The following is a 26,037-nucleotide window of genomic DNA, read 5'->3' as shown; positions in this document are numbered from 1 at the left end:
CCCGTGACCGACCCCCTGCACGCGGAACTGCTGTGGCTGGCCCGGGAAGCGGCCCGCCGCGCAGGCGAGCTGCTGCGCGACGGCCGCCCGGCCGACCTCGCGGTCGCGGCGACCAAGTCCAGCCCGATCGACGTCGTCACCGAGATGGACATCGCCGCGGAGAAACTGATCACCACGACGATCGCCGAACGCCGCCCGGAGGACGGCTTCCTCGGTGAGGAGGGCGCCTCCACCGAGGGCAGCAGCGGCATCCGCTGGGTGATCGACCCCCTCGACGGCACGGTGAACTACCTCTACGGCCTGCCCAGCTGGTCCGTGTCCATCGCCGCCGAGCAGGACGGCGAGACGGTGGCCGGGGCCGTGGTGGCCCCCATGCGCGGCGAGGCGTACCACGCGGTGCGCGGCGGCGGCGCGTACGCCACCGGCGCCTGGGCGGGCGAGCGCCGGCTGACCTGCCGGCCCTCGCCGCCCCTGGACCAGGCCCTGGTGTCGACCGGGTTCAACTACGTCACCGAGGTCCGCACCCATCAGGCCGACGTGGCACGGCGGCTGATCCCGCTGCTGCGGGACATCCGGCGCGGCGGCTCGGCCGCGATCGACCTGTGCGACGTCGCGGCGGGACGGCTCGACGGCTACTTCGAACGCGGACTGCACCCCTGGGACCTCGCCGCCGGCGACCTCATCGCCCGCGAGGCGGGCGCGCTGACCGGAGGCCGCCCCGGGCAGAGGCCCTCCTACGAGCTGGCCGTCGCCGCCTCCCCGGGCGTCTTCGAGCCCCTCCAGCGGCTCCTGGAGGACTTCGGCGCCTGGCACGACGGGGACGGACCCTCCCCGCACCCGCGGGGCGCCTGAGCGACGCGAACGGGCCCCGGCGCTGGATTCGCCGGGGCCCGTCCCGCCTGTGGACCGGTCAGACGCTGTACGCGCCGACCTCCACGCCGTGTTCGGCGGCGAGGCGACGCAGGTCGTCGAGTTCGCCCTGCTCCACGTCGACGAGGAAGTCGTCGCCCTCGTCGCGCGCCCGCGTCAGGTCGGACTCGGTCGCCCTTATGCGCTGCAGAAGTCCTGCGGTGAATGCGTCCATGCTGCGCCCCCTCGTCCTGGGTCGGTGGGTCGGTGGCACGGGGGTGTGCCGGTCGGGAAGGACTGGACGATCACGTCCGGAGCGGATGCCCACCGCCACCCCGGCCGGGCGGCGACGGTGCCGGACATCCACGCCCGCTCTGCGGAAGCGGACCGCGTGGCACCACATGGTGGTGCGGTACATGCGGAGCGTGATCGCGGGATGTAAACCCGTCCTCCCCACGCTCTCTTCCGTGGAAACCTCAGCACGCGAGAAAAATTGCGTATTCCCGCGCCGTTCGCCCGTACGTTCCCCGGCCCCGGGGCCGGCGGTCACCGGCCGCCCCGCCGTCTTACAGCCGACTTACGGCCGAAAAGGGCAGGATGGTGGCAACACCCACCAGCATCCCCGCCCGCGTGCGCCCCGAGGCGCTGCGCGGGCGCGGGACATGAGGAAGGACAAGCGACGTGCGCGTACTCGTCGTCGAGGACGAGCAGCTGCTCGCCGATGCGGTGGCCACCGGTCTGCGCCGGGAGGCCATGGCCGTCGACGTCGTGTACGACGGTGCGGCCGCCCTGGAGCGCATCGGAGTCAACGACTACGACGTGGTCGTCCTCGACCGCGACCTCCCGCTCGTGCACGGTGACGACGTCTGCCGCAGGATCGTCGAGCTCGGCATGCCCACGCGCGTGCTGATGCTCACCGCGTCCGGCGACGTCAGCGACCGGGTCGAGGGCCTGGAGATCGGCGCCGACGACTACCTGCCCAAGCCCTTCGCGTTCAGCGAGCTGATCGCGCGCGTGCGCGCCCTCGGGCGGCGCACCAGCGTGCCGCTGCCGCCCGTGCTGGAGCGCGCCGGGATCAAGCTCGACCCCAACCGCCGCGAGGTCTTCCGCGACGGCAAGGAGGTCCAGCTGGCGCCCAAGGAGTTCGCCGTGCTGGAAGTGCTCATGCGCAGCGAGGGCGCGGTGGTCTCCGCCGAGCAGCTGCTGGAGAAGGCGTGGGACGAGAACACCGACCCGTTCACCAACGTGGTGCGGGTGACCGTGATGACCCTGCGCCGCAAGCTGGGCGAGCCGCCGGTCATCGTGACCGTGCCCGGCTCGGGCTACCGGATCTGATCACCGTGGCCTCCAGCCCCACGCCCGCGACCCCGCAGGCGCCCCCGAAACCCACCTGGGACCCCCGCAGGCCGGTCCCGCCCTTCCCCTGGCTGCGTCCGACCATCCGGATAAGGCTCACCCTGCTCTACGGCGGCATGTTCCTGATCGCCGGGATAATGCTGCTGTCGATCATCTACCTGCTCGCGGCCAACGCGCTCAACGTGGGCAGTGACCTGCCCTTCCGGATCCTCGTGGGCCAGGTCTCCAGCGACGTGTGCAACCTGCGCAGCGCCGAGCTGCCCGCGGACGAGCTCAACCGGGCGCTGAACAGCTGCGTCAACGAGCAGCGCCAGCACGCCCTGGACGACCTGCTCAGCCGTTCGCTGCTGGCCCTGCTCGGGCTCGCGGTGATCGCCTTCGCCTTCGGCTACGCCATGGCCGGCCGGGTCCTGTCGCCGCTGGGCCGGATCACCCGCACCGCCCGCGCGGTGGCGGGTTCCGACCTGTCCCGGCGGATCGAGCTGGACGGCCCGGACGACGAGTTGAAGGAGCTGGCCGACACCTTCGACGACATGCTGGAGCGGCTCCAGCGGGCGTTCACCGCCCAGCAGCGGTTCGTCGGCAACGCCTCGCACGAGCTGCGCACCCCGCTGGCGATCAACCGCACCCTGCTCGAGGTGCACCTGTCGGACCCGGACGCCCCGGTGGAGCTCCAGCAGCTGGGCAAGACGCTGCTGGCCACCAACGAGCGCAGCGAACAGCTCGTCGAGGGCCTGTTGCTGCTCGCCCGCAGCGACAACCAGATCGTCGAGCGGGGGCCGGTGGACCTCGCCGAGGTGGCCGGCCAGGCCATCGACCAGGTGCACGCCGAGGCGGAGAGCCGGCACGTGGTGATCCGGGGCGAGCGCCGGCCCGCGGTCGTCCAGGGCAACGGCGTGCTGCTGGAGCGGATCGCCCTGAACCTGGTGCAGAACGCCGTGCGCTACAACGTGCCCGAGGACGGCTGGGTCGAGGTCACCACCGAGGTGCAGCACGGCCAGGCGGTCCTGGTCGTGTCCAACACGGGGCCGGTGGTCCCGGCGTACGAGATCGACAACCTCTTCGAGCCGTTCCGCCGGCTGCGCACCGAGCGGACGGGCAGCGACAAGGGCGTCGGACTCGGGCTGTCCATCGTGCGGTCGGTCGCCCGGGCGCACGGCGGACACATCTACGCGCGGCCGCGGGAGGGGGGCGGACTCGTGATGCGCGTCACCCTTCCGATCTGAGATCATGCCCCCGACACAACGGGGTGTTCGCTTTGCGCGGAATTTTCAGGACGCGCGTCCGGGGCGCCCATGTGTGATCGATCACAGGGGCGTTTTCCCGGTCATCCACTCTCCGTGATCATGTATGGGGCCGGAAGGTCGGGAAAGTCCCGGTTTTCAGGGGCCCTGATCACGGGAAGTACACGGTGAGGCGCCTTTGATGTGCGGCGTTCGGACCGTGTACGGTCCCCATCGCCATCCAAGCCGATCACTCATGGGGAGTCCGGTTGGGTGTCGATTGAGTAACAGACCTTGATGTGAGGCAAAATCTCCGCCTCAGGTCGGGCACAAGTCCGGCCTCTCACGCGTTACGTGCGCTGGAGACACCGCATACACCCAGAGGGGGAGAGCGACTATGGCCACCGACTACGACACTCCACGCAAGACCGACGACGACGTCGACTCGGACAGCCTGGAAGAACTGAAGGCCCGGCGGAACGACAAGTCCGCCTCGGCCGTGGACGTCGACGAGTTCGAGGCCGCCGAAGGCCTGGAGCTGCCCGGCGCGGACCTCTCGAACGAGGAGCTGGCCGTCCGGGTGCTGCCCAAGCAGCAGGACGAGTTCACGTGCATGAGCTGCTTCCTGGTCCACCACCGCAGCCAGCTGGCCCGCGAGAAGAACGGCCAGCCGATCTGCCGCGACTGCGACTGAGGCGGGGTCGGCCGTGACTGGCTCGACCCCTCCGCGGAAGCGCCGCCTCTTCTCGAAGGGAGCGGACACAGGGCCTCAGCGGGGCCCGCAGCACGACACGCGTGACCAAGAGCGGGGCTCAACCGGTACCGGGGCGGCCTCGCTCGCAGCAGAAACCGGCCGGGGTGACCTCCCGGCGTCCCTGGAGGTCACCGCGCCCGTGGCGCACCGGCGGGCCGCCGTGTTCCGCGAGAAGGCCCGGGAAGGCGCCCGCAGGGGCGGCGCCCGCGCCCGTGCGGGGCTGGCGCACCTGGCGGACCGGATCATCGAGATCGCCCCGCGGGTGCCCGTACGCGACCTCGCGACACTGCGCCGGCAGTTCCCCGGGCTCGGTCCCGAGGAGCTCGCCGACAGACTGGTGTCGGGGGCCGCCAAGGCCACCGCGACGGTCGGCGCCGGAGTCGGCGCAGCGGCGATGATGCCCGTGCCGCCCGCGATGCCCGCGGAACTGGCCGCCGAGATCACCGGCGTCGCCGCGATCGAACTGAAGCTGATCGCCGAACTCCACGAGGTCTACGGCGTACGGCCGGCCGGTGCCCTCGCCCAGCGCAGCACCGTCTACCTGAACTCCTGGTCGGAGGAGCGGGGGGTCCAGGCCACCAAGCCCTCCACCGTGAGCGCGGCCCTCAACAGCCGCATGAAGCGCGAACTGCGCCAGCGGATCATGAAGCGCACGGTCCGCAACCTGCCGAACCTGATGCCCTTCCTGGTCGGAGCCGCGGTGGGCGCGGTCATGAACCGCCGCGACACCAGAAAGCTCGCCGCCCGCATCCGTGACGACCTGCGCAGGATCCAGGTGCCCTGGGAGGCCCTGCCGGAGCTGCCCGCCCTGGAGCGCCCCGCGGACGTGCTCCCCGAGGACGCCCTCAAGGAACTCGGCGGCCACCCGCGGAAGAAGGACGGCGGACCCCACGCCCCGTGAGCGCCGCCCGCGCGCGGGGGCGGCCGGACCGCCGGCGGACGAACGGCGGAGCCGGTGCGCCGCACCTGCCGCGGCCGGCGGCCGCCCGCCCGGGCGGCGGGACGACGCGCCCCACGGCCCCGGCCTCCTCCGCCGGACGGGCCCTACGCGGCGTCCGCCGCGTCCTTCGCCGACCGCAGCGCCTGCGCCAGCCGCTCCGGCTCCCGCGTCGACAGGAAGACGTAGGGAGTCGGGTCGTCGGGATCGGTGACGTCCACGCGCAGCGCGCCCGGAATGTACGCCCGGAGCAGCATGAAGCAGCGCGGGTCGGCCTTGTGGGTGCGCCAGGCCCGGGCCTCCTCGGCGTCGAGGACCTCCGCCTCGCCAAGCGCCGACACCGGGATCCTCGCCTCGCCCGCGATCAGATGACCGCCCACGACCCGGATCCGCACCGAGCCGTACGAGCTGGCCACCACGGCCGCGGCGGCGGTGCCGCCGGCCAGGCCGCCGAGCATCGGCAGCGTGCCGAACGGCAGCAGGATCAGCGCCATGGAGACCCCCGCCAGGATGCAGAGCAGCCACCAGGAGCGGGGGGCGGTGAGGCGTTCTTCGTACGGGCCGGCGGAGAGCTGCATGAATCCGAGTCTGGCACGGTGCCGGGACCCGGCCGCCATCAGGGGCGGCCGGGGGCGCGGCCCCGCCGGGCAGGACGGTGGCGGGCACCGGGCGGGCGGGTAAGGTCTGCGCCTGTGAGTGGTACTTCCGCAGCTCTTCAGCCCCCCGCCGACGCCTCGAAACCGGTGCGCCACCCCGACGCCCCCGCCCCCGGCGAACTCCTCGGCGCCCACTACGGCCAGTGCTTCGGCTGTGGTGACGAACAGCCCCACGGGCTGCACCTCCAGGCCCGCGCCGGCGAAGGCGTGACGATCACCGCCGAGTTCACCGTGCAGGCCGCCCACCAGGGCGCCCCGGGACTCGCGCACGGCGGCGTGCTCGCCACCGCCCTGGACGAGACGCTCGGCTCCCTCAACTGGCTGCTGCGCACCATCGCGGTCACCGGCAGGCTGGAGACGGACTTCGTCCGCCCGGTCCCGGTCGACACCGTGCTGTACCTGGAGGCGGAGGTCACGGCGGTGGCCGGCCGGAAGATCTACTGCACCGCCACCGGCCGCATCGGCGGCCCCGAGGGCCCCGTCGCGGTCCGCGCCGACGCCCTGTTCATCGAGGTCAAGGTCGACCACTTCATCGACCACGGCCGCGAGGAGGAGATCCGGGCCGCGATGAGCGACCCCGACCAGGTGCGCCGCGCGCGTGCCTTCGAGGTGAACCCGTGAACGGATCCGGCCGCGGCGCCCTCGAGGTACTGCTCCGGCGCGTCGACCCCGACGTACCGCTCCCGGCGTACGAGCACCCGGGCGACGCGGGAGCCGATCTGCGGACCACCGAAGCCTGCGAACTGGCCCCCGGGGAAAGGGCCGTGCTGCCGACCGGGGTGTCTGTGGCGCTGCCCGAGGGGTACGCGGCCTTCGTGCACCCGCGATCCGGTCTGGCCGCCCGCTGCGGCGTCGCCCTGGTGAATGCCCCGGGGACGGTTGATGCCGGGTACCGTGGGGAGATCAAGGTGATCGTGGTGAATCTCGACCCGCGCGAGTCCGTGCGGTTCGAGCGCTTCGACCGGATTGCCCAACTGGTCGTCCAGCAGGTCGAGAGGGTCCGCTTCGTGTCGGTCGCGGAGCTCCCCCCCTCGGCCCGGGCCGAGGGGGGCTTCGGGTCCACCGGCGGCCATGCCGCGGTGGAAGAAGGTAAGAGCGGCACAAGCGTTCAGGCCGCCGTGGGCGGTACAGCGGGTGGGAATCGATACGCTTCGGTCGTATCCGACCGGGAAGGACAGTGACGTGTTCGGACGTCGCAAGAAGAAGGATGCCGCCGACGGTGCGGCCGGCGAGGCCGAGCAGGTCGTCGACGGTGTCGACGCTGAGGCGGACGGTGAGGAGGCCGAGCGGCTGAGGCTCGAGCCCGCGCCGCGGCCCGACGGGCCCTGGGACAGCACCGAGATCCGCGAACCCGGAGAGGGCCGGGTCGACCTGGGCGGGCTGTTCGTGCCCGGCGTCGACGGCATGGAACTGCGGGTGGAGGTCGCGGGCGACGCGATCGTCGCGGCCACGGTCGTACTGCGCGACAGCGCCATCCAGCTGCAGGCCTTCGCGGCACCCAAGCGCGAGGGCATCTGGGGCGAGGTCCGCGAGGAGATCGCCTCCGGCATCACCCAGCAGGGCGGCATCATCGACGAGGTCGAGGGCCCGCTGGGCTGGGAACTGCGCGCGCAGGTGCCGGTGCAGCTGCCGGACGGCACCGGCGGCTACCAGGTCGTGCGGTTCGTCGGCGTGGACGGCCCCCGCTGGTTCCTGCGCGGGGTCATCTCGGGCCAGGGCGCGGTGCAGCCGCAGGCCGCCGGGCTGCTCGAGCAGATCTTCCGGGACACGGTCGTGGTCCGCGGGGAGGGCCCGATGGCGCCGCGCGACCCGATCGTGCTCCAGCTGCCGAACGACGCGCAGATGGTTCCCGAGAACGTGCAGCAGGAGGAGGGCGGCTCCCGCTTCGCCGGCGGCATGGGCCAGCTCCAGCGCGGACCGGAGATCACCGAGGTCCGCTAGACGGCCGTCGCCGCGGCGCGGACCGCGCCCGACCCGGCAGGGCCGCGTCCCCGGCAGGGGCGCGGCCCTGCCGCGTACCCGGCCCGCCCCGGCGCGACGGTCCACGACCCCACCCGCGGAGACGGTCCGGCGCGACCGTTGATCGGGAGGGCGCCCGGCAGGGATACTTTGCGCCGGTCCACGGGGGAGGGCGTCGATGAGTCGGGTGGTCACCGAGACCATGGTGCGCGTCGAGGACGTGCACAAGTCGTACGGCACCGGGGCCGCCGCCGTCCACGCGCTGCGCGGCGTCTCCTTCGAGGTCCCGCGGGGCGAACTCGTCGCCCTCAAGGGACGCTCCGGATCGGGCAAGACGACCCTGCTGAACATCGTCGGCGGCCTCGACACCCCCGACCACGGCCGGGTCCACGTCGACGGCAGCGACCTCGCCGGGCTCGACGAGGCCGGACTGCTCGCCCTGCGCCGCGACCACGTCGGCTTCGTCTTCCAGTCCTTCGGCCTCATCCCGATCCTCACCGCCGCCGAGAACGTCGGCGTCCCGCTGCGGCTGCGCCGGGCCGATCCGCGCGAGCGCGAGGAGCGGGTCGCGCTGCTGCTGTCCCTCGTCGGCCTCGCCGACCACGCCGCACAGCGGCCCGGCGAACTCTCCGGCGGTCAGCAGCAGCGGGTCGCCATCGCCCGCGCCCTGGCCAACAGCCCCTCCCTCCTCATCGCCGACGAGCCGACCGGCCAGCTCGACGCCGAGACCGGGCACGCCGTCATGGAGCTGCTGCGCGCCGTCGTCCGCAGCGAGCGGGTCACCGCCCTCGTCGCCACGCACGACGCCACGCTGCTCGACCTCGCCGACCGCGTACTGGAACTCGGTGACGGCGAGATCACCGAGCACTGACCCGGGCCCGGCGGTCGGACGGCCGTTCGGGGACGGGACAATGGCGGTATGGGACGCGGCAGGCTTCGGATCCACCTCGGCGCGGCGCCGGGGGTCGGCAAGACCTACGCGATGCTCGCCGAGGCGCACCGGCGTGCGGAGCGCGGCACCGACTGCGTGATCGCCTTCGCCCAGCCGCACGGCCGGCCCCGCACCGAGGCGCTGCTGGAGGGCCTGGAACAGATCCCGTACGTGGAGCGGGCGCACGGCCGGGCGGTCGTCGCCGAGATGGACCTCGACGCCGTCCTGGCCCGCCGCCCCCGGGTGGCCCTGGTCGACGAGCTCGCCCACACCAACGCGCCCGGTTCCCGCAACGCCAAGCGCTGGCAGGACGTGGAGGAGCTGCTGGCCGCCGGGATCGACGTGCTCTCCACCGTCAACATCCAGCACCTGGAGTCACTCGGTGACGTGGTGGAGTCGATCACCGGAGTGCGGGAGCCGGAGACCGTACCGGACGAGGTGGTGCGGCGGGCCGACCAGGTCGAGCTGGTCGACATGACCCCCGAGGCGCTGCGCCGCCGCATGGCGCACGGCAACATCCACCAGCCGGACGAGGTCGACGCCGCCCTGTCGAACTACTTCCGCCCCGGCAACCTCACCGCGCTCAGGGAACTGGCCCTGCTGTGGGTGGCCGACCGGGTCGACGCCCACCTCCAGCGCTACCGCAGTGAGCACCAGGTCTCGGCGATCTGGGGCTCGCGTGAGCGGATCGTGGTCGGCCTGACCGGCGGGCCCGAGGGCCGCACCCTGATCCGGCGGGCCGCACGGCTGGCGGAGAAGGGCGCCGGCGGCGAACTGCTCGCCGTGTACATCTCGCGCAGCGACGGACTGACCGCCGCCTCACCCAAGGAACTCGCCGAGCAGCGCACCCTCGCCGAGGACCTCGGCGGCAGCTTCCACCACGTCGTCGGCGACGACATACCGGCCGCGCTGCTCGCCTTCGCGCGCGGCGCCAACGCCACCCAGCTCGTCCTCGGCTCCTCCCGCCGCCGGACCTGGCAGTACGTCTTCGGCCCCGGCGTCGGCGCCACCGTCGCCCGCGACTCCGGACCCGACCTGGACGTGCACATCGTCACCCACGAGGAGGTCGCCCGGGGCCGCGGACTGCCCGGTGCCCGGGGCGCGCGGCTCGGACGCTCCCGGCGGGCCTGGGGCTGGGCGGTCGGCGTGGGCGGCCCGGCGGTGCTCGCCGTGCTGCTCGACGTGGTGGACCTGGGTCTGGCCAACGACATGCTGCTGTTCCTGACGCTGACGGTGGCGGCCGCCCTGCTCGGCGGACTGTGGCCGGCGCTCGCCTCCGCGGCGGCCGGCTCCCTGCTGCTGAACTACTTCCACACCCCGCCCCTGCACACCTGGAGTGTCGCCGACCCGAGGAACATCATCGCCATCCTGATCTTCGTCGGGGTCGGCGCGTCGGTGGCGTCCGTGGTCGACCTCGCGGCCCGGCGCACCCACCAGGCGGCCCGGCTGCGTGCCGAGTCGGAGATCCTGTCCTTCCTCGCCGGCAACGTGCTGCGCGGCGAGACCGGCCTGGAGGACCTGCTGGAAAGGGTCCGGGAGACCTTCGGCATGGAGTCGGCCGCCCTGCTCGAACGCGCGGGCGACGTCGAACCGTGGACCTGCGCCGGCCACGCGGGCCGCGGCCGGCCCGTCGGGCGGCCCGAGGACGCGGACGTGGAGGTGCCGGTCGGCGACCACCTGGCGCTGGCGCTCACCGGCCGGGTGCCGCCCGCCGAGGACCGCAGGGTGCTCGGCGCCTTCGCCGCGCAGGCCGCCGTCGTCCTGGACCGCCGCCGGCTGCGCGAGCAGGCCGACCGGGCCCTCGCCCTCGCCGAGGGCAACCGCATCCGCACCGCCCTGCTGGCCGCCGTCAGCCACGACCTGCGCACCCCGCTCGCCGGGATCAAGGCGGCCGTCACCTCGCTGCGCTCCGCGGACGTCGAGTGGTCGCCCGCGGACCGGGCCGAACTGCTGAAGGGCATCGAGGACGGCGCCGACCGCCTGGACCACCTGGTGGGCAACCTCCTCGACATGTCCCGGCTGCGCACCGGCACGGTCACCCCGCTGATCCGCGAGATCGACCTCGACGAGGTGGTGCCGATGGCGCTCGGCGGGGTGCCCGAGGCCGGTGTCGCCCTGGACGTCCCCGAAGCGCTGCCCATGGTCGCCGTCGACCCCGGGCTGCTGGAGCGGGCGATGGCCAACGTGATCGAGAACGCCGTCAAGTACAGCCCCGCGGGCCTGCCCGTCCTGGTCGCGGCCAGCGCCCACGCCGACCGGGTCGAGGTGCGGGTCGTCGACCGGGGCCCCGGTGTGCCCGACGAGGCCAAGGACCGTATCTTCGAACCCTTCCAGCGGCACGGCGACGCCCCCCGCGGAGCCGGTGTCGGCCTCGGCCTGGCCGTCGCCCGCGGTTTCGCCGAGGTCATGGGCGGCACCCTGAACGCCGAGGACACCCCCGGCGGCGGTCTCACCATGACGCTCACCCTGCGCGCCGCGGCGAAGCACCGCGAACCCGTCCCGGCCGGGCCGGGCGCACCCCCCGCACCGGCAGAACCGGAAAGGCAGCCCTCATGACCCGTGTACTGGTGGTCGACGACGACCCGGCCATCGTGCGCGCCCTGGTGATCAACCTCAAGGCCCGCTCCTACGAGGTCGACTCCGCCCACGACGGCGCCGGCGCCCTCCGCGTGGCCGCCGCGCACCACCCCGACGTGGTCGTCCTCGACCTGGGGCTGCCCGACATGGACGGCGTCGAGGTGATCCGGCAGCTGCGCGGCTGGTCCCGGGTGCCGGTCCTGGTGCTGTCCGCGCGGCACGCCTCCGACGAGAAGGTGCAGGCCCTCGACGCGGGCGCCGACGACTACGTCACCAAGCCCTTCGGCATGGACGAACTCCTCGCCAGACTGCGGGCCGCGGTGCGGCGTGCCGAACCCGCCGACGGGGGTGACGCGGTGGTGGAGACCGACGCGTTCACCGTCGACCTGGCCGCCAAGAAGGTCAACCGTGACGGCAGGGACGTACGGCTGACGCCCACCGAATGGCACCTGCTGGAGGTGCTGGTGCGGGCCGGCGGGCGGCTGGTGGCGCAGAAGCAGCTGCTGCGGGAGGTGTGGGGCCCGTCGTACGGGACGGAGACCAACTACCTCCGCGTGTACATGGCGCAGCTGCGGCGCAAGCTGGAGGCGGATCCGTCACACCCCCGGCACCTCATCACCGAGCCCGGTATGGGCTACCGCTTCGAGAGGTGACGGGGCCGGCGGCGTCCCCCGGCCGGCCGTCCCCGGCGGCGGCCGGTTCGGGCCGGGGCGGCAGGGGGTACGTAACCGTCAGTGCACCCCGGTACGCTTCAGATATGAGTGCTGTTCCCCGTTCCGAGAAGCCGGCAGGCCGGTTCCGGCGCATGCTCGACCGGCTCTCCTCGTCCCAGGAGGACCTGGAGTCGGAGGAGCTGCGCGAGGACGCCGAGACCGCCGGCTGCACGCGGATAGGTGACTGCCAGGACCGGCAGATAGTGACGGTTACTGGTACCTTGCGCACGGTCACGCTGCGGCCGCGTGCGGGAGTGCCGGCCCTGGAGGCCGAGCTCTTCGACGGCACCGCCGCGCTGGACGTGGTGTGGCTCGGACGGCGCTCCATCGTCGGGATCGAGCCGGGCCGCAGGCTGATCGCATCGGGCCGGATCTCGATGAGCCGGGGCCGCCGGGTGCTGTTCAACCCGAAATACGAACTGAGACCCCTCGGACGGGAGTAGCCGGTGACGTCGCTCGACAAGCCGACAACCGAAGACACATCCGCGGACGACGCCCGGGCGGTGACGGAGGCCGCCCTGTTCGAGGCGTTCGGCGGGGTGCGGGGCATGGTCGAGACGGTGCTTCCCGGGCTCCTCTTCGTCAGCATCTACACGGTCAACAAGGACCTGCACATGTCGGCGATCGCGGCGCTCGCCGTGGCGCTGGCGATGGTCGTGGTCCGGCTGGCCCGCAAGGACACCGTCAAGCACGCCTTCAGCGGTGTCTTCGGCGTGGGCTTCGGCGTGGTCTTCGCGATGATGACCGGCAACGCCAAGGACTTCTACCTGCCGGGCATGCTCTACACGCTGGGCCTGGCCCTGGCGTACATCGTGACCGCGATGGCGGGCGTCCCGCTGATCGGTCTGATGCTGGGCCCGGTCTTCCGCGAGAACCTCTCCTGGCGGACCCGCAACCCCGGGCGGAAGAAGGCCTACACCAAGGCCAGCTGGGCCTGGGGGCTGATCCTGCTCGGCAAGAGCGCCATCCTCTTCCCGCTGTACTGGTGGGCGGACACCACCCAGCTGGGCTGGGTGCTGGTCGCGCTGAAGATCCCGCCGTTCCTGCTCGCGGTCTATCTGACCTGGGTCTTCCTGGCGAAGGCGCCGCCGCCGATCGACGTGTTCGCCGAGATGGAGGCGGAGGAGCGCGCGGAGGAGGAGCGCAAGGCCGCCGCCGCGCAGGGCGAGGGCGGGGCGGCCCCGGCCGGCCGCCACCGCCGCGAGTCCTAGCCCCGTACGGGACGCGCGTCCCGGCCCGAGGAGCACGAGGGCGCCCGGAGTTCCGTCCGGGCGCCCTTCGCCGTGCGCGGACCGGGACCTACGACTCCTTGCGGACCGACAGCAGGTCCTCCAGCTGCTCCTCGCGGGCCTGGGCGGCCACGAAGAGGAGCTCGTCGCCGGCCTCCAGGGAGTCCTCCCGCGTCGGCGTCAGCACGCGGGTGCCGCGGATGATCGTGACCAGCGAGGTGTCCTGCGGCCACTGGACGTCCCCGACCTGGGTCCCGGCCAGCGCCGACTCCTCCGGCAGGGTCAGCTCGACCAGGTTGGCGTCGCCGTGGCTGAAGCGCAGCAGCCGGACCAGGTCGCCGACGCTGACCGCCTCCTCCACCAGGGCCGACATCAGACGCGGCGTGGAGACGGCGACGTCCACGCCCCAGGACTCGTTGAACAGCCACTCGTTCTTCGGGTTGTTCACCCGGGCGACGACCCGCGGCACGCCGTACTCCGTCTTGGCGAGCAGCGAGACGACCAGGTTGACCTTGTCGTCGCCCGTCGCGGCGATGACGACGTTGCAGCGCTGGAGCGCCGCCTCGTCCAGTGACGTGATCTCGCACGCGTCGGCGAGCAGCCACTCCGCCATCGGGACACGCTCGACCGAGATGGCGGTCGGCGCCTTGTCGATCAGCAGGACCTCGTGGCCGTTCTCCAGCAGCTCGCCCGCGATCGAGCGGCCGACCGCGCCGGCTCCGGCAATGGCGACCCTCATCAGTGACCGCCCTCCTCTTCGGGTCCCTTGGCGAACGCCGCCTCGACCCGGTCGATCTCGTCGGTGCGCATCATCACGTGCACCAGGTCCCCCTCCTGAAGCACCGTCTGCGAGCTGGGCAGTACGGCCTCACCGAGCCGGGTCAGGAAGGCCACCCGCACACCGGTCTGGTCCTGCAGTCTGCTGATCCGGTGGCCCACCCAGGCCGTGGAGGTGTGCACCTCCGCGAGCTGGACGCCGCCGGTGGGGTCGCGCCAGAGCGGTTCGGCGCCCGAGGGCAGCAGCCGGCGCAGCATCTGGTCGGCCGTCCAGCGCACGGTCGCCACCGTGGGGATGCCGAGGCGCTGGTAGACCTCCGCGCGGCGGGGGTCGTAGATGCGGGCCGCCACGTTCTCGATGCCGAACATCTCGCGGGCCACCCGTGCGGCGATGATGTTGGAGTTGTCGCCGCTGGACACCGCGGCGAAGGCGCCCGCGTCCTCGATGCCCGCCTCACGCAGGGTGTCCTGGTCGAAGCCGACGCCGGTGACGCGGCGCCCGCCGAACGAGGAGCCCAATCGGCGGAAGGCGGTGGGGTCCTGGTCGATCACGGCGACCGTGTGGCCCTGTTCCTCCAGGTTCTGGGCGAGAGCGGACCCCACCCGTCCGCAGCCCATGATGACAATATGCATCGCGTCACACCGTGCTTCCTGCAGGCCCTTCGACCTTCATGACCTTCGTGCTCATGTCTCTCTTTCGGCTCGCCAGGCGGAACATCGCGGCCGGAGAACGGGCCGCCAGGCAACATCATGCCGGGGGATCGCGGTCCTGACGCCCTCCGGGGTCCGGCCGCCGCGTCCGCGCGCCCGGTCCCCGCATCCGCACCGCCGGCGAACCCACGGGGTTCGGGACAAGGAGCCGACCAGCCATGACCACCGAGATCGACGTCCTCGTCCTGGGCGGCGCGGGCGTGGACACCGTGGTGCACGTGCCCGGACTGCCCGTGCCGCTCGCCGACAGCCACATGATCCGGCCGGGCATCGTCACCCGCGCGGGACAGAGCGGCGACTTCGTCGCCCTCGGTACCCGTACCCTCGGCCTGCGCACCCACCACCTCGATCTGATCGGTGACGACCACGAGGGCGACCTCGTCCGCGCCCTGCACCGGGACCACGACATAGCGCTCACCGCCCTGCCGCAGCCGCGCGGCACCAAGCGCGCCGTCAACCTGGTCGGCCCCGACGGCCGGCGGCTCTCCCTGTACGACGCGACCCGCTGGGCGGAGAGCGACCGGCTGCCCGAGCGGACGGTGCGCGACCTCGCCGCGGTCAGCCGCCATGCCCACGTGGTCATCACCCAGCCCTGCGCGGACGCCCTGCCCCTGCTGCGCGAGCCCGGCGTGACGATCTCCACCGACCTGCACGACTGGGACGGCCGCGACCCGTATCACGAGCCCTTCGCCCTCGCCGCCGACCTGGTGTTCCTCTCCGCCGCCGCCCTGCCGGACCCGGAGACCACCATGCGCCGGATCACCGCACGGGGCCGGGCCCGGACCGTCGTCGTCACCGCGGGTGCCGACGGGGCGTTCCTGCTCGCCGACGGCGAACTGACCCACGTCCCCGCCGCCGTCCCCCCGGCACCCCTCGTGGACTCCAACGGGGCCGGCGACGCCTTCGCGGCCGCGTTCCTCTACGGCCTGCTCGGCGGCGAGCCGCCCCTGCGCTGCGCCCGCCTCGGGGCGGTGGCCGGTGCCTACGCCTGCACGGTGCCCTCGACCCGGGTGGCCGCCATCGGGCCCGAGGACCTGCTCGCCGGGGCCGGCCGGGCGTGAGGAGCGGAGAGGTCAGCGCCGTGTGAAGCTGCGCACGCTCGCCACGGTGAGGACACCGAGGACGACGAGCGCGGCCGCCGCGCCGATCAGTTCTGCGGTCGTGTGCATGGGACCTCCACGTGGAGTGGCGCTGCGGCCGGGTTAGTCATATAGGCATGGAACCTCCGCGACCTGCGGAATCCGCACCCCGAGCCCCGGTGAATTCACCCGGAGAGCAGAGGCCGTATGGACCCCGTATGGATCTGGGTGGCGGGTGGGCCGCCCGTCGTCCGACGGCCTACGATCCACTCTTGTGTCCAAACTGACCGACGTGCCCAAACGCATTCTCATCGGGCGCGCACTGCGCAGCGACCGGCTCGGGGAAACGCTTCTGCCGAAGCGCGTCGCGCTCCCCGTCTTCGCCTCCGACCCGCTGTCCTCCGTGGCGTACGCCCCCGGCGAAGTGCTGCTGGTCCTGTCCATCGCGGGCCTGTCGGCCTACCACTTCAGCCCCTGGATCGCCGTGGCGGTCGTCGTGCTGATGTTCACCGTGGTCGCCTCCTACCGGCAGAACGTCCGTGAGTACCCGAGCGGCGGCGGCGACTACGAGGTGGCTACCACCAACCTCGGCCCCAGGGCCGGCCTGACCGTCGCCAGCGCCCTGCTCGTCGACTACGTCCTCACCGTCGCCGTGTCGATCTCCGCCGGCATCGAGAACCTGGGCTCGGCGGTCCCCTTCGTCGTCGAGAACAAGGTGGCCTGCGCCGTCGGCGTGATCGTGCTGCTGACCCTGATGAACCTGCGGGGGGTCAGGGAGTCGGGCACACTCTTCGCGATCCCCACCTACGTCTTCGTCACGGGCGTCTTCCTCATGATCGCGTGGGGGTCCTTCCGCGCGGTCGTGCTCGGCGACGAGATGCGGGCACCGACCGCGGACTTCGAGATCAAACCCGAGCACCCCGGCCTCGCCGGCTTCGCCCTCGTCTTCCTGCTCCTGCGCGCCTTCTCCTCCGGCTGCGCCGCGCTCACCGGCGTCGAGGCGATCTCCAACGGCGTCCCCGCCTTCCGCAAGCCGAAGTCGCGCAACGCGGCGACCACGCTCGCCATGATGGGCACCCTCGCCGTCACCATGTTCTGCGGCATCATCGCGCTGGCCGCCGCCACCGACGTCCGCATGGCAGAGAACCCCGCCAAGGACCTGATCCACGACGGTGTCCCGCTCGGCCCCGACTACGTCCAGGACCCGGTCATCTCCCAGGTCGCGGAGGCCGTCTTCGGCCACGGCAGCCTGCTCTTCATGATCCTCGCCGCCGCCACCGCGCTGGTGCTGTTCCTCGCCGCGAACACCGCCTACAACGGCTTCCCGCTGCTCGGCTCGATCCTCGCCCAGGACCGCTACCTCCCCCGCCAGCTGCACACGCGCGGCGACCGCCTCGCCTTCTCCAACGGCATCGTGCTGCTCGCGGGCGCCGCCGGACTGCTGGTGTGGATCTACGGAGCCGACTCCACCCGGCTGATCCAGCTCTACATCGTCGGCGTCTTCGTGTCCTTCACCCTCAGCCAGACCGGCATGGTCCGGCACTGGAACCGCCTGCTGGTCACCGAGAAGGACCAGGTCAAGCGCCGCCACATGATCCGGTCGCGGGCCATCAACACCTTCGGGGCCTTCTTCACCGGCCTGGTCCTGGTCGTCGTCCTCGTCACCAAGTTCACCCACGGCGCCTGGGTCGCGCTGCTCGGGATGTGCATCTTCTACGCGACGATGACGGCCATCCGCAGGCACTACGACCGGGTCACCGAGGAGATCGCGGCCCCGGACACCCCGACCGACGACAGCGTGCGGCCCTCCCGCGTCCACTCGGTCCTCCTCATCTCCAAGATCCACCGCCCCGCGCTGCGCGCGCTGGCCTACGCCCGGCTGATGCGCTCCGACACCCTGGAGGCGCTCAGCGTCAACGTGGACCCGGACGAGACCAGGGCCCTGCGCGAGGAGTGGGAACGGCGCGGCATCGACGTGCCCCTGAAGGTGCTCGACTCCCCGTACCGCGAGGTCACCCGCCCGGTGATCGAGTACGTCAAGAGCCTGCGCAAGGAGGCCCCGCGCGACGTGGTGTCCGTCATCATCCCCGAGTACGTGGTCGGCCACTGGTACGAGCACCTGCTGCACAACCAGAGCGCGCTGCGCCTCAAGGGCCGGCTGCTGTTCACGCCCGGGGTGATGGTGACCTCGGTGCCGTACCAGCTGGAATCCTCCGAGGCCGCCAAGAAGCGGGCCCGCAAGCGGCAGGACTGGGCCGCCCCCGGCTCGGTGCGCCGCGGCCCGAAGGAGCGGGCGAAGGACTCCTCCCCGCACACGTAGACTGGTGGGCTGTTGCCGCCCGGGGCCCACCGCCCCGGGGCCCGCCCGTTCCCGATGTTGTGGAGTCACCCCGCCATGCAGGCAGAACCGAGGAAATCACTGGTGGGGGAGGAGTACGAGGTCGAGGTCGGCCCCGTCGCCCACGGCGGCCACTGCATCGCCCGCACCTCCGAGGGCCAGGTCCTCTTCGTCCGGCACGCCCTGCCCGGTGAGCGGGTCGTCGCCCAAGTCACCGAGGGTGAGCAGGGGGCCCGCTTCCTGCGCGCCGACGCGGTACGGGTGCTGGACGCCTCCAAGGACCGCATCGACGCCCCCTGCCCGTTCGCCGGCCCCGGCCGCTGCGGCGGCTGCGACTGGCAGCACGCCAAGCCCGGCGCCCAGCGGCGCCTCAAGGGCGAGGTCGTCGCCGAGCAGCTCCAGCGCCTGGCCGGGCTCACTCCGGAGGAGGCCGGCTGGGACGGCACCGTGATGCCGGCCGAGGGCGACAAGGTCCCCGCCGGCCAGGTCCCGGCGTGGCGCACGCGCGTCCAGTACGCCGTCACCGCCGACGGCCGGGCGGGACTGCGCCGGCACCGCTCGCACGAGGTCGAGGCGATCGACCACTGCATGATCGCCGCGGAGGGCGTCAGCGAGCTGGGCATCGAGAAGCGGGACTGGACGGGCATGGACTCCGTCGAGGCGATCGCCGCGACCGGCTCCCAGGACCGCCAGGTCGTCCTGACCCCCAAGCCCGGCGCCCGCCTCCCCCTGGTCGAGCTGGACCGCCCCGTCTCGGTCATGCGCGTCGACGAGCGCTCCGGGCAGCTGCACCGCGTCCACGGCCGCCCCTTCGTCCGCGAACGCGCCGACGGCCGCACCCACCGGGTCGCCGGCGGCGGCTTCTGGCAGGTCCACCCGAAGGCCGCCGACACCCTCGTCACCGCCGTCATGCAGGGCCTGCTGCCCCGCAAGGGCGACATGGCCCTCGACCTCTACTGCGGCGTCGGCCTCTTCGCGGGCGCCCTGGCCGACCGCGTCGGTGAGACGGGCGCGGTCCTCGGCATCGAGTCCGGCAAGCGCGCCGTGGAGGACGCCCGCCACAACCTCGCGGACTTCCCCCGCGTCCGCATCGAGCAGGGCAAGGTCGACTCGGTCCTGCCCCGCACCGGCATCACCGAGGTCGACCTCGTCGTCCTCGACCCGCCCCGCGCGGGCGCCGGCCGCAAGACCGTGGAGCACCTGTCGTCGCTGGGCGCCCGCCGCATCGCCTACGTCGCCTGCGACCCGGCGGCCCTCGCCCGGGACCTGGCGTACTTCCGGGACGGCGGGTACCGGGTGCGGACGCTGCGCGTCTTCGACCTGTTCCCGATGACGCACCACGTGGAGTGCGTGGCGATCCTCGAACCCGCGGCCAAGGGGTCCTGAGCTGCGCCCGGACCGCGGTGAGCACCGCGGTCCGGGGCTGGAGGACGTTGCTCACCGGACCGGTCCGCCACCGACCAGAGCCGGAGGTGGCGGCCCGTCCGGCCACGACGGCCATGTCCGGCCCGGCCCGGGCACCATGGTCGGCACAGCCACGACACCGACGGCGCATTCCCGCCAGTCTCACATCCGAGGCCGATGTCGCCTGAGTCCGGGCACCTGCCGTAGCTCCGTTCAGCATCCGGCCGCGGGCGGGCCGGGGGCACGAGCACGGCCGGGCGCCCACACCACCCCGTGTGCGGCCTCGAGAGGGTCCATGCGGCGGAACACACGCCGAGAGTCCCGCCATGCGTGCGACTCCCCGTGAGGACTGCCGTGGTCACCCTCGTGAGCGTTCGAAAGATTCGAGTGGCATGCCCATGCTTTCGCTGTCTCCCTTTCTCCACTCGCTCCGCCCCTCGTACAGGTTGGCGTGACAGGTGGTCTGAACAGGGAAGAGGCGCGTACTGACAGCTTCCGGGGTGAGGGTGAAGTTTCCGAAAGCTTGTCGAAAGCGTTGACAGGGGCATGGCGTGCTACGAAAACTGTGGCCACCGAGCGACAGGAGACCGTCGTTCCTTCCGCGTCAGGTGAGCGGCGAGGGCGGCCGGTCGTCGCGGCACGACGACGGGTGAACCCCGCCGTGTTCCAAGCAAGGCAGCGGGCAGCACAAGCCGCTCGCCCCCCACCAGCCTTCATCGGGAGGACGCATGCAGCGTGACCAGAACCAGCAGAACCCGGCTTCCTTCGGCGGCTTGAGCCGGCGAGGCTTCCTTGGCGGCGCCGGCACCGTCGCGCTCGCCACCGCGTCCGGACTGCTGCTGCCCGGTACCGCCCACGCCGCCACCACCATCACCACCAATCAGACCGGTTACGACGGCATGTACTACTCGTTCTGGACCGACGGCGGCGGCTCCGTCTCCATGACGCTCAACGGCGGCGGCAGCTACAGCACCCGGTGGACCAACTGCGGCAACTTCGTCGCCGGCAAGGGTTGGAACACCGGCGGGCGCAGGACGGTCCGCTACACCGGCTACTTCAACCCGTCGGGCAACGGCTACGGCTGCCTCTACGGCTGGACCTCGAACCCGCTGGTGGAGTACTACATCGTCGACAACTGGGGCAGCTACCGGCCCACCGGCGAGTACCGGGGCACCGTCCACAGCGACGGCGGCACGTACGACATCTACAAGACGACGCGGTACAACGCCCCCTCCGTCGAGGGCACCCGTACCTTCGACCAGTACTGGAGCGTCCGGCAGTCGAAGGTGACCAGCGGCTCCGGCACCATCACCACCGGCAACCACTTCGACGCGTGGTCCCGCGCGGGCATGAACATGGGCCAGTTCAGGTACTACATGATCATGGCCACCGAGGGTTACCGGAGCAGCGGAAGCTCGAACATCACCGTCAGCGGCTGACCTCTGTCCGGCGGACAAAGGGGGGCACCCCACGCTTGCCGGTCGCGCGTCCTATCCGGCGCTGTCGTGCGGGCCGGCGCCGGGCCGGTCGGCGCGGTGGCGGGTGCCGGGCAGCATCTCCTGGACCTTCGCCTTCAAGCCCTGCCTCACCATGGAGCCGCGGTCGCTGTCCCCCTTGAGGATCGCGGTGGCCGCGGCTTCGATCTGGTCGAGTGAGGCGTGCGGTGGGATCGGCGGGACGGCCGGGTCGGTGCGGAAGTCGATGACGAAGGGCCGGTCGGCGGCGAGGGCCTGGTCCCAGGCGGACTCGACGTGCTTGGGCTTCTCCACCCGGACGCCGTCCAGGCCGATGTTCCGGGCGATGTCGGCGTACGGCAGGTCGGGGATGGCTTGCGACTCCTCGAACTGGGGGGCGCCGGACATCGCGCGCATCTCCCAGGTGACCTGGTTGAGGTCGCCGTTGTTGAGCACGGCGACGATCAGCCGCGGGTCGGACCACTCCCGGTAGTACTTCGCGGCGGTGACCATCTCCATCATGCCGTTCATCTGCATGGCGCCGTCCCCGACCAGGGCGATGGCGGGACGGTCGGGGTGGGCGAACTTCGCGCCGATGGCGTACGGCACCCCGGGCCCCATCGTCGCCAGGGTGCCCGACAGGGAGCCGCGCATCCGGCCGCGCAGCCGCAGATGCCGGGCGTACCAGTTGGCGGCCGAGCCGGAGTCGGCGCTCAGGATCACGTCGTCGGGCAGCCTGCCGTCCAGGGCGTGGACCACGTACTCGGGATTGACCGGGTCGGCGCCGACGGCGGCGCGGCGCTGCATGACCTCCCACCAGCGGGCGACGTTCTTCTCGATCTTCTCCCGCCAGGCGCGGTCGTCCTTGCGGTGCAGGCGGGGCAGCAGTCGCCGCAGGGTCTCGCGGGCGTCGCCGACGAGATTGACCTCGTTCGGGTAGCGCAGGCCGATCATGTGCGGGTCGATGTCGATCTGCACCGCCCGCGCCTGGTCCAGCTCCGGCAGGAACTGCGTGTACGGGAAGCTGGAGCCGATCATCAGCAGGGTGTCGCACTCCTGCATCAGCTCGTGGGAGGGGCGGGTGCCCAGCAGCCCGATGGCGCCGGTGACGTAGGGCAGGTCGTCGGGCAGGGCGTCCTTGCCGAGCAGCGCCTTGGCCACGCCGGCGCCCAGCACGTCGGCCAGCTGTTCGACCTCGGCGCGGGCGCCGCGGGCACCCTGGCCGATGAGGACGGCGACCCTCTCGCCGGAGTTCAGCACGTCGGCGGCCCGCTGGAGGTCCTCGTCGGCGGGGACCGGCGCGTACCGTCCCAGGCCGAGGCTGGAGGGCACCATCTTGAAGGCGTGCGTGGGCGGGCTGTAGTCCAGCTCCTGCACGTCGCCGGGGAGGATGACCGCGGTGACGGTGCGCCTGGCGTACGCGGTGCGGAAGGCCCGGTCGATGAGGTTCGGCAACTGCTCGGGCACCGTCGCCGTCTCGCAGAAGTCCGAGGCGACGTCCTTGAACAACCCGGCGAGGTCCACTTCCTGCTGGTAGGAGCCGCCCATGGCGCTGCGGTTGGTCTGCCCGACCAGCGCCACGACCGGGACGTGGTCGAGCTTGGCGTCGTAGAGCCCGTTCAGGAGGTGGATGGCGCCCGGTCCGGAGGTCGCCGCGCACACGCCGGCCTTGCCGGAGAACTTCGCGTAGCCGACGGCCTGGAACGCGGACATCTCCTCGTGCCGGGCCTGTACGAACTTCGGCCGGTTGTCCGCCCGTCCCCAGGCGGCCAGGAGCCCGTTGATGCCGTCGCCCGCGTAGGCGAAGACGTGGTCGACGTCCCACTCGCGCAGCCGCTGGAGGATGTAGTCGGACACCTTCGTGCTGGCCATACGAGCTCCGTTCCCTGTCCCGTCTGCGGACTCCGCTTCCGTTCCCGCCGGTGCGCCACGCGTCCCCGCGCGGGGCGCGTGGGGACACGACACTCCCTGGGTAACCGTGCGGCTCCGCGGGAAACGCCGCCGCGGAGGCGTGGCGGGAGGTGCGGCGGATACCCGTCCGCCATGACTGACACACGCCCACTCGCCCTGATCACCGGTGCGTCCAGCGGAATCGGGCGTGAACTGGCACGGCAGTTCGCGCTCCACGGCTACGACCTCGTGGTGAACGCCGAGGACGAGCGGCTGGAGAGCGCCGCGCAGGAACTGCGGGAGACAGGTGCGGACGTCCGCGCCGTGCGGGCCGACCTGCGGTCCGGCGAGGGACGGTTCCGGCTCCTCGACGCGCTGGACGGTCTGACGGTCGACGTGGCCGCCCTCAACGCCGGGGTGGGCCGGGGCGGCGCCTTCGTCGACACCGACCTCGCCGACGACCAGGAGGTCATCGACCTCAACGTCACCGCCACCGTCCGGCTGGCCAAGCCGCTGCTGCGGGCCATGGTCACGCGCGGCGTGGGCCGGATCGCCTTCACCTCGTCCGTCGCCTCGACGATGCCCGGCTCCTTCCAGCCCGTCTACAACGCCTCCAAGGCGTTCGTGCAGTCCTTCGCCCAGGCGCTGGCGGAAGAGGTGAAGGGCACCGGCGTGACGGTCACGTCGTTCATGCCGGGCCCCACGGACACGGACTTCTTCCGCCGGGCGGGCATGGCGGACGACACCCGCGTCGGCACCATGAAGAAGGACGATCCCGCGCAGGTGGCCGAGCAGGCGTTCGAGGCGATCGTGAAGGGCGAGACGAAGACCGTGACCGGGTCGCTCAAGACGAAGGCGCAGGAACTGGCGGGGAAGGTGCTGCCCGACGGGGTCAAGGCGGCGGCCCACCGACGGCTGGCGGAACCCGGGACCGGAGAGCCGGACGCCGGACCGGCGACCGGCAGGACCCCCAAGTAGCGGGAACGAGCCGGGAACTCCCCGGTGCACGCATCGGACGCGGGCGGCGCGGTACCCGGGTGACCGGCAAGCGCTCCGGCGAACAGGTGGAACAAGGAGGAGAGCCGATGTCGAACCCGCAACAGCCCGAACTGCGGCGCAGTGACAAGGGGGCGGGCACTCCGCAGGACAGCCAGTCCCGCAAGGCGGCACAGCCCGGCCAGGGGGACGGCGGCCGCGCCCACGGCACGGACCGCGGGAACAAGGGCGGAGGCGAGGGCGGCGGTACGCCTCCCGAGCAGCAGCCGGACCACCCGGCCTGAGCACCGTCCTGCGGAACACCGGACCAGGAGAACTCGTGACCGTTCCCGAGGAGAACCGCCCGAAGACGACGTCCACCGACGAGGTCATCGACACGTCGGACGAGAAGACGACCGCGGAGAAGGGCGACGGCGCCACCGGACGCACCCTGCGCGAGGCGATGGAGGAAGCCGGGCTCGGCCCGGACGACGTGCGTGACGAGAGCTGACACCGCCGGCCGGCGGACCGGCCCCGGCGGACGCGTGTGAACCGTCCGCCGGGGCCGGCGCGCGCTCTCTCTTCCCGGACCGGGCGGCTCCCCGGGACGCGCGAATGTTTCGAGGGTGCAGGCGAATCCTGCGAGAAGGGTTGACGCCGGTCGCCGGATCCCTATTCTCGGGTTGCTCGATGGATCGGACTTTGTTCGACAGGTCGAACGTGTTTATGTCATGTCCATGAGAAATGCAGCCACTCGAGGTAGGGAAGGCCCATGCCCAGTCGAAGTTTCCGCCGCAGGCATCCGTCCGCGGTGCTCGCCGCCGTCGTCGCCGCCCTCGCGGCGCTGGCGGCGCTGCTCGTCTCCACCCCGGCTCAGGCGGCCGACACCGGCGCCTTACGCGGTGCCGGCTCGAACCGGTGTCTCGACGTGACGGGCGCCGGCCAGACGGACGGCACGTCCCTGCAGCTCTACGACTGCTGGAGCGGCACGAACCAGCAGTGGACGTCGACGGACGACGGCCGGCTCACCGTGTACGGCATCAAGTGCCTGGACGTCCCGGGCCACGCCACCACGCCCGGCACCCGGGTGCAGATCTGGAGCTGCTCGGGCGGCGCCAACCAGCAGTGGCGGGTGAACTCCGACGGCACGGTCGTCGGCGTGCAGTCCGGGCTGTGCCTGGAGGCCGCCGGCTCCGGCACGGCCAACGGCACGGCGGTGCAGCTCGGGACGTGCAACGGCGGTGCCCACCAGAAGTGGACCGGTCTGGCGCCGAACCCGCCGACCGACGGCGGGTGCGCGCTGCCGTCGACGTACCGGTGGTCGTCGACGGGTGTCCTGGCCCAGCCCGCGAACGGGTGGGCCGCCGTGAAGGACTTCACCACCGTGACGCACAACGGCAGGCACCTGGTCTACGCGTCGAACGTGTCGGGATCGACCTACGGCTCGATGATGTTCAGCCCCTTCACCAACTGGTCCGACATGGCGTCGGCCCGCCAGACCGGGATGAACCAGGCCGCGGTGGCGCCCACGCTGTTCTACTTCGCTCCGAAGAACATCTGGGTGCTGGCGTACCAGTGGGGTTCCTGGCCCTTCATCTACCGCACGTCGAGCGACCCGACCAACCCCAACGGCTGGTCCGCACCGCAGCCGCTGTTCACCGGGAGCATCTCCGGCTCCGACACCGGCCCGATCGACCAGACCCTGATCGCCGACGGCCAGAACATGTACCTGTTCTTCGCCGGTGACAACGGCAAGATCTACCGGGCGAGCATGCCGATCGGGAACTTCCCGGGCAACTTCGGCTCGTCGTACACGACCATCATGAGCGACACGAAGGCCAACCTCTTCGAGGGCGTGCAGGTCTACAAGGTCAAGGGCCAGAACCAGTACCTCATGATCGTCGAGGCGATGGGCGCGAACGGGCGCTACTTCCGCTCCTTCACGGCCTCCAGCCTGAACGGGTCGTGGACCCCGCAGGCCGCCAGCGAGAGCAACCCCTTCGCGGGCAAGGCCAACAGCGGCGCCACCTGGACCAATGACATCAGCCACGGTGACCTGGTCCGCGACAACCCCGACCAGACCATGACCGTCGACCCCTGCAACCTGCAGTTCCTGTACCAGGGCAAGGACCCCAACGCGGGCGGCGAGTACAACCGGCTGCCGTGGCGGCCGGGCGTCCTCACCCTGCGGCGCTGACCGGCCCGTCCCGGACCGCACCGGCCGT

26 protein-coding genes are annotated in these 26,037 nt (G+C 72.1%); 21 read left to right on the top strand and 5 right to left on the bottom strand.

Annotated elements, in window-relative coordinates; translation table 11 throughout:
* Positions 1-3: 3 nt before the first annotated feature.
* Positions 4-852 (top strand): inositol monophosphatase family protein, encoded by an 849-nt coding sequence (locus tag IE118_RS13300; RefSeq protein ID WP_189558015.1) that lies wholly within the window; start codon positions 4-6, stop codon positions 850-852.
* 58 nt (positions 853-910) lie between these two features.
* On the opposite strand, the gene IE118_RS13295 is transcribed toward IE118_RS13300, so the two are convergent.
* Positions 911-1,084 carry a hypothetical protein gene (locus tag IE118_RS13295; RefSeq protein WP_181007333.1) on the bottom strand — a complete coding sequence of 58 codons (174 nt, stop codon included), beginning with the start codon at positions 1,082-1,084 and terminating at the stop codon, positions 911-913.
* Between the two features lie 446 nt (positions 1,085-1,530).
* On the opposite strand from IE118_RS13295, the gene IE118_RS13290 reads away from it, so the two are divergent.
* From IE118_RS13290 to IE118_RS13275, 4 genes are all read left to right on the top strand, one after another.
* Positions 1,531-2,184, top strand: a complete 654-nt coding sequence (locus IE118_RS13290; protein ID WP_007387794.1) for a response regulator transcription factor — start codon at positions 1,531-1,533, stop codon at positions 2,182-2,184.
* Between the two features lie 5 nt (positions 2,185-2,189).
* Positions 2,190-3,431, top strand: coding sequence for a sensor histidine kinase (locus tag IE118_RS13285; RefSeq protein ID WP_189558014.1), 1,242 nt, complete (start codon positions 2,190-2,192; stop codon positions 3,429-3,431).
* A 394-nt stretch (positions 3,432-3,825) separates the two neighbouring features.
* The gene (locus IE118_RS13280; protein ID WP_003993510.1) at positions 3,826-4,122 is read left to right on the top strand and encodes a DUF4193 domain-containing protein; all 297 of its coding nucleotides are present in this window, start codon (positions 3,826-3,828) and stop codon (positions 4,120-4,122) included.
* A gap of 13 nt (positions 4,123-4,135) precedes the next feature.
* Complete coding sequence (locus IE118_RS13275; RefSeq protein ID WP_189558013.1) at positions 4,136-5,083, top strand: hypothetical protein; 948 nt, start codon at positions 4,136-4,138, stop codon at positions 5,081-5,083.
* 143 nt (positions 5,084-5,226) lie between these two features.
* On the opposite strand, the gene IE118_RS13270 is transcribed toward IE118_RS13275, so the two are convergent.
* Positions 5,227-5,697 carry a DUF3093 domain-containing protein gene (locus tag IE118_RS13270; RefSeq protein ID WP_189558012.1) on the bottom strand — a complete coding sequence of 157 codons (471 nt, stop codon included), beginning with the start codon at positions 5,695-5,697 and terminating at the stop codon, positions 5,227-5,229.
* A gap of 114 nt (positions 5,698-5,811) precedes the next feature.
* Between IE118_RS13270 and IE118_RS13265 the strand changes: the two genes are divergently transcribed.
* The 8 genes from IE118_RS13265 (at position 5,812) to IE118_RS13230 (ending at position 13,166) form a co-directional block, all read left to right on the top strand.
* Positions 5,812-6,396 (top strand): PaaI family thioesterase, encoded by a 585-nt coding sequence (locus tag IE118_RS13265; RefSeq protein ID WP_189558011.1) that lies wholly within the window; start codon positions 5,812-5,814, stop codon positions 6,394-6,396.
* Positions 6,393-6,956: a dUTP diphosphatase gene (gene dut, locus IE118_RS13260; RefSeq protein ID WP_189558010.1), complete on the top strand. Its 564-nt coding sequence runs from the start codon at positions 6,393-6,395 to the stop codon at positions 6,954-6,956. The genes IE118_RS13265 and dut overlap by 4 nt, the downstream gene beginning before the upstream one ends.
* Before the next feature lies 1 nt (position 6,957).
* Positions 6,958-7,716 (top strand): DUF3710 domain-containing protein, encoded by a 759-nt coding sequence (locus IE118_RS13255; protein WP_189558009.1) that lies wholly within the window; start codon positions 6,958-6,960, stop codon positions 7,714-7,716.
* Between the two features lie 196 nt (positions 7,717-7,912).
* Entirely contained in the window at positions 7,913-8,605 is a 693-nt protein-coding gene (locus tag IE118_RS13250) for an ABC transporter ATP-binding protein (RefSeq protein WP_189558008.1), read from the top strand.
* A 48-nt stretch (positions 8,606-8,653) separates the two neighbouring features.
* Entirely contained in the window at positions 8,654-11,221 is a 2,568-nt protein-coding gene (locus IE118_RS13245) for a DUF4118 domain-containing protein (protein ID WP_189558007.1), read from the top strand.
* Complete coding sequence (locus tag IE118_RS13240) at positions 11,218-11,895, top strand: response regulator (RefSeq protein WP_189558006.1); 678 nt, start codon at positions 11,218-11,220, stop codon at positions 11,893-11,895. The genes IE118_RS13245 and IE118_RS13240 overlap by 4 nt, the downstream gene beginning before the upstream one ends.
* Positions 11,896-11,999: 104 nt before the next feature.
* Positions 12,000-12,398 (top strand): OB-fold nucleic acid binding domain-containing protein, encoded by a 399-nt coding sequence (locus IE118_RS13235; protein ID WP_189558005.1) that lies wholly within the window; start codon positions 12,000-12,002, stop codon positions 12,396-12,398.
* Positions 12,399-12,401: 3 nt separating this feature from the next.
* Positions 12,402-13,166, top strand: a complete 765-nt coding sequence (locus IE118_RS13230; RefSeq protein WP_189558004.1) for a DUF3159 domain-containing protein — start codon at positions 12,402-12,404, stop codon at positions 13,164-13,166.
* An 88-nt stretch (positions 13,167-13,254) separates the two neighbouring features.
* On the opposite strand, the gene IE118_RS13225 is transcribed toward IE118_RS13230, so the two are convergent.
* Both IE118_RS13225 and IE118_RS13220 read right to left on the bottom strand, forming a co-directional pair.
* Positions 13,255-13,923, bottom strand: coding sequence for a potassium channel family protein (locus IE118_RS13225; RefSeq protein WP_189558003.1), 669 nt, complete (start codon positions 13,921-13,923; stop codon positions 13,255-13,257).
* Positions 13,923-14,594 (bottom strand): potassium channel family protein, encoded by a 672-nt coding sequence (locus tag IE118_RS13220; RefSeq protein WP_189558002.1) that lies wholly within the window; start codon positions 14,592-14,594, stop codon positions 13,923-13,925. The genes IE118_RS13225 and IE118_RS13220 overlap by 1 nt, the downstream gene beginning before the upstream one ends.
* Positions 14,595-14,830: 236 nt before the next feature.
* Between IE118_RS13220 and IE118_RS13215 the strand changes: the two genes are divergently transcribed.
* From IE118_RS13215 to xynA, 4 genes are all read left to right on the top strand, one after another.
* Positions 14,831-15,733 (top strand): adenosine kinase, encoded by a 903-nt coding sequence (locus IE118_RS13215; protein WP_189558001.1) that lies wholly within the window; start codon positions 14,831-14,833, stop codon positions 15,731-15,733.
* A 292-nt stretch (positions 15,734-16,025) separates the two neighbouring features.
* Positions 16,026-18,071: an APC family permease gene (locus IE118_RS13210; protein WP_189558000.1), complete on the top strand. Its 2,046-nt coding sequence runs from the start codon at positions 16,026-16,028 to the stop codon at positions 18,069-18,071.
* A 75-nt stretch (positions 18,072-18,146) separates the two neighbouring features.
* Positions 18,147-19,475 carry a class I SAM-dependent RNA methyltransferase gene (locus IE118_RS13205; RefSeq protein ID WP_189557999.1) on the top strand — a complete coding sequence of 443 codons (1,329 nt, stop codon included), beginning with the start codon at positions 18,147-18,149 and terminating at the stop codon, positions 19,473-19,475.
* A gap of 746 nt (positions 19,476-20,221) precedes the next feature.
* Positions 20,222-20,932, top strand: a complete 711-nt coding sequence (xynA, locus tag IE118_RS13200) for an endo-1,4-beta-xylanase XynA (RefSeq protein WP_189557998.1) — start codon at positions 20,222-20,224, stop codon at positions 20,930-20,932.
* Between the two features lie 51 nt (positions 20,933-20,983).
* Here xynA and IE118_RS13195 read toward each other — a convergent pair whose 3' ends face one another.
* On the bottom strand, positions 20,984-22,819 hold the full coding sequence (locus IE118_RS13195) for a thiamine pyrophosphate-requiring protein (protein WP_189557997.1): 1,836 nt from the start codon (positions 22,817-22,819) through the stop codon (positions 20,984-20,986).
* A gap of 171 nt (positions 22,820-22,990) precedes the next feature.
* Here IE118_RS13195 and IE118_RS13190 point away from each other — a divergent pair, with 171 nt between their 5' ends.
* The 4 genes from IE118_RS13190 (at position 22,991) to IE118_RS13175 (ending at position 26,009) form a co-directional block, all read left to right on the top strand.
* A complete protein-coding gene (locus IE118_RS13190) occupies positions 22,991-23,815 on the top strand; it encodes an SDR family NAD(P)-dependent oxidoreductase (protein ID WP_189557996.1) in 825 nt (274 codons plus the stop codon).
* A gap of 107 nt (positions 23,816-23,922) precedes the next feature.
* Positions 23,923-24,117 (top strand): hypothetical protein, encoded by a 195-nt coding sequence (locus tag IE118_RS13185; RefSeq protein WP_189557995.1) that lies wholly within the window; start codon positions 23,923-23,925, stop codon positions 24,115-24,117.
* 35 nt (positions 24,118-24,152) lie between these two features.
* Positions 24,153-24,323 (top strand): hypothetical protein, encoded by a 171-nt coding sequence (locus tag IE118_RS13180; RefSeq protein ID WP_189557994.1) that lies wholly within the window; start codon positions 24,153-24,155, stop codon positions 24,321-24,323.
* A 261-nt stretch (positions 24,324-24,584) separates the two neighbouring features.
* Complete coding sequence (locus IE118_RS13175; RefSeq protein WP_189557993.1) at positions 24,585-26,009, top strand: non-reducing end alpha-L-arabinofuranosidase family hydrolase; 1,425 nt, start codon at positions 24,585-24,587, stop codon at positions 26,007-26,009.
* Positions 26,010-26,037: the final 28 nt, after the last annotated feature.

Source organism: Streptomyces pilosus (genome assembly GCF_014649835.1).
GTDB classification, from domain to species: Bacteria; Actinomycetota; Actinomycetes; order Streptomycetales; family Streptomycetaceae; genus Streptomyces; species Streptomyces pilosus.
This window is presented reverse-complemented; position numbering and strand designations above follow the sequence as displayed.

What these genes read in the sequence shown, in the direction of transcription:
- IE118_RS13250 (WP_189558008.1), top strand. Translation starts at nt 7,913, where the DNA reads ATGAGTCGGGTGGTCACCGAGACCATGGTGCGCGTCGAGGACGTGCAC.
- IE118_RS13245 (WP_189558007.1), top strand. Translation starts at nt 8,654, where the DNA reads ATGGGACGCGGCAGGCTTCGGATCCACCTCGGCGCGGCGCCGGGGGTC.
- IE118_RS13225 (WP_189558003.1), bottom strand. Translation starts at nt 13,923, where the DNA reads ATGAGGGTCGCCATTGCCGGAGCCGGCGCGGTCGGCCGCTCGATCGCG.
- IE118_RS13205 (WP_189557999.1), top strand. Translation starts at nt 18,147, where the DNA reads ATGCAGGCAGAACCGAGGAAATCACTGGTGGGGGAGGAGTACGAGGTC.
- IE118_RS13235 (WP_189558005.1), top strand. Translation starts at nt 12,000, where the DNA reads ATGAGTGCTGTTCCCCGTTCCGAGAAGCCGGCAGGCCGGTTCCGGCGC.
- IE118_RS13295 (WP_181007333.1), bottom strand. Translation starts at nt 1,084, where the DNA reads ATGGACGCATTCACCGCAGGACTTCTGCAGCGCATAAGGGCGACCGAG.
- IE118_RS13240 (WP_189558006.1), top strand. Translation starts at nt 11,218, where the DNA reads ATGACCCGTGTACTGGTGGTCGACGACGACCCGGCCATCGTGCGCGCC.
- xynA (WP_189557998.1), top strand. Translation starts at nt 20,222, where the DNA reads ATGCAGCGTGACCAGAACCAGCAGAACCCGGCTTCCTTCGGCGGCTTG.
- IE118_RS13175 (WP_189557993.1), top strand. Translation starts at nt 24,585, where the DNA reads ATGCCCAGTCGAAGTTTCCGCCGCAGGCATCCGTCCGCGGTGCTCGCC.
- IE118_RS13270 (WP_189558012.1), bottom strand. Translation starts at nt 5,697, where the DNA reads ATGCAGCTCTCCGCCGGCCCGTACGAAGAACGCCTCACCGCCCCCCGC.
- IE118_RS13185 (WP_189557995.1), top strand. Translation starts at nt 23,923, where the DNA reads ATGTCGAACCCGCAACAGCCCGAACTGCGGCGCAGTGACAAGGGGGCG.
- IE118_RS13215 (WP_189558001.1), top strand. Translation starts at nt 14,831, where the DNA reads ATGACCACCGAGATCGACGTCCTCGTCCTGGGCGGCGCGGGCGTGGAC.
- IE118_RS13220 (WP_189558002.1), bottom strand. Translation starts at nt 14,594, where the DNA reads ATGCATATTGTCATCATGGGCTGCGGACGGGTGGGGTCCGCTCTCGCC.
- IE118_RS13280 (WP_003993510.1), top strand. Translation starts at nt 3,826, where the DNA reads ATGGCCACCGACTACGACACTCCACGCAAGACCGACGACGACGTCGAC.
- IE118_RS13195 (WP_189557997.1), bottom strand. Translation starts at nt 22,819, where the DNA reads ATGGCCAGCACGAAGGTGTCCGACTACATCCTCCAGCGGCTGCGCGAG.
- IE118_RS13190 (WP_189557996.1), top strand. Translation starts at nt 22,991, where the DNA reads ATGACTGACACACGCCCACTCGCCCTGATCACCGGTGCGTCCAGCGGA.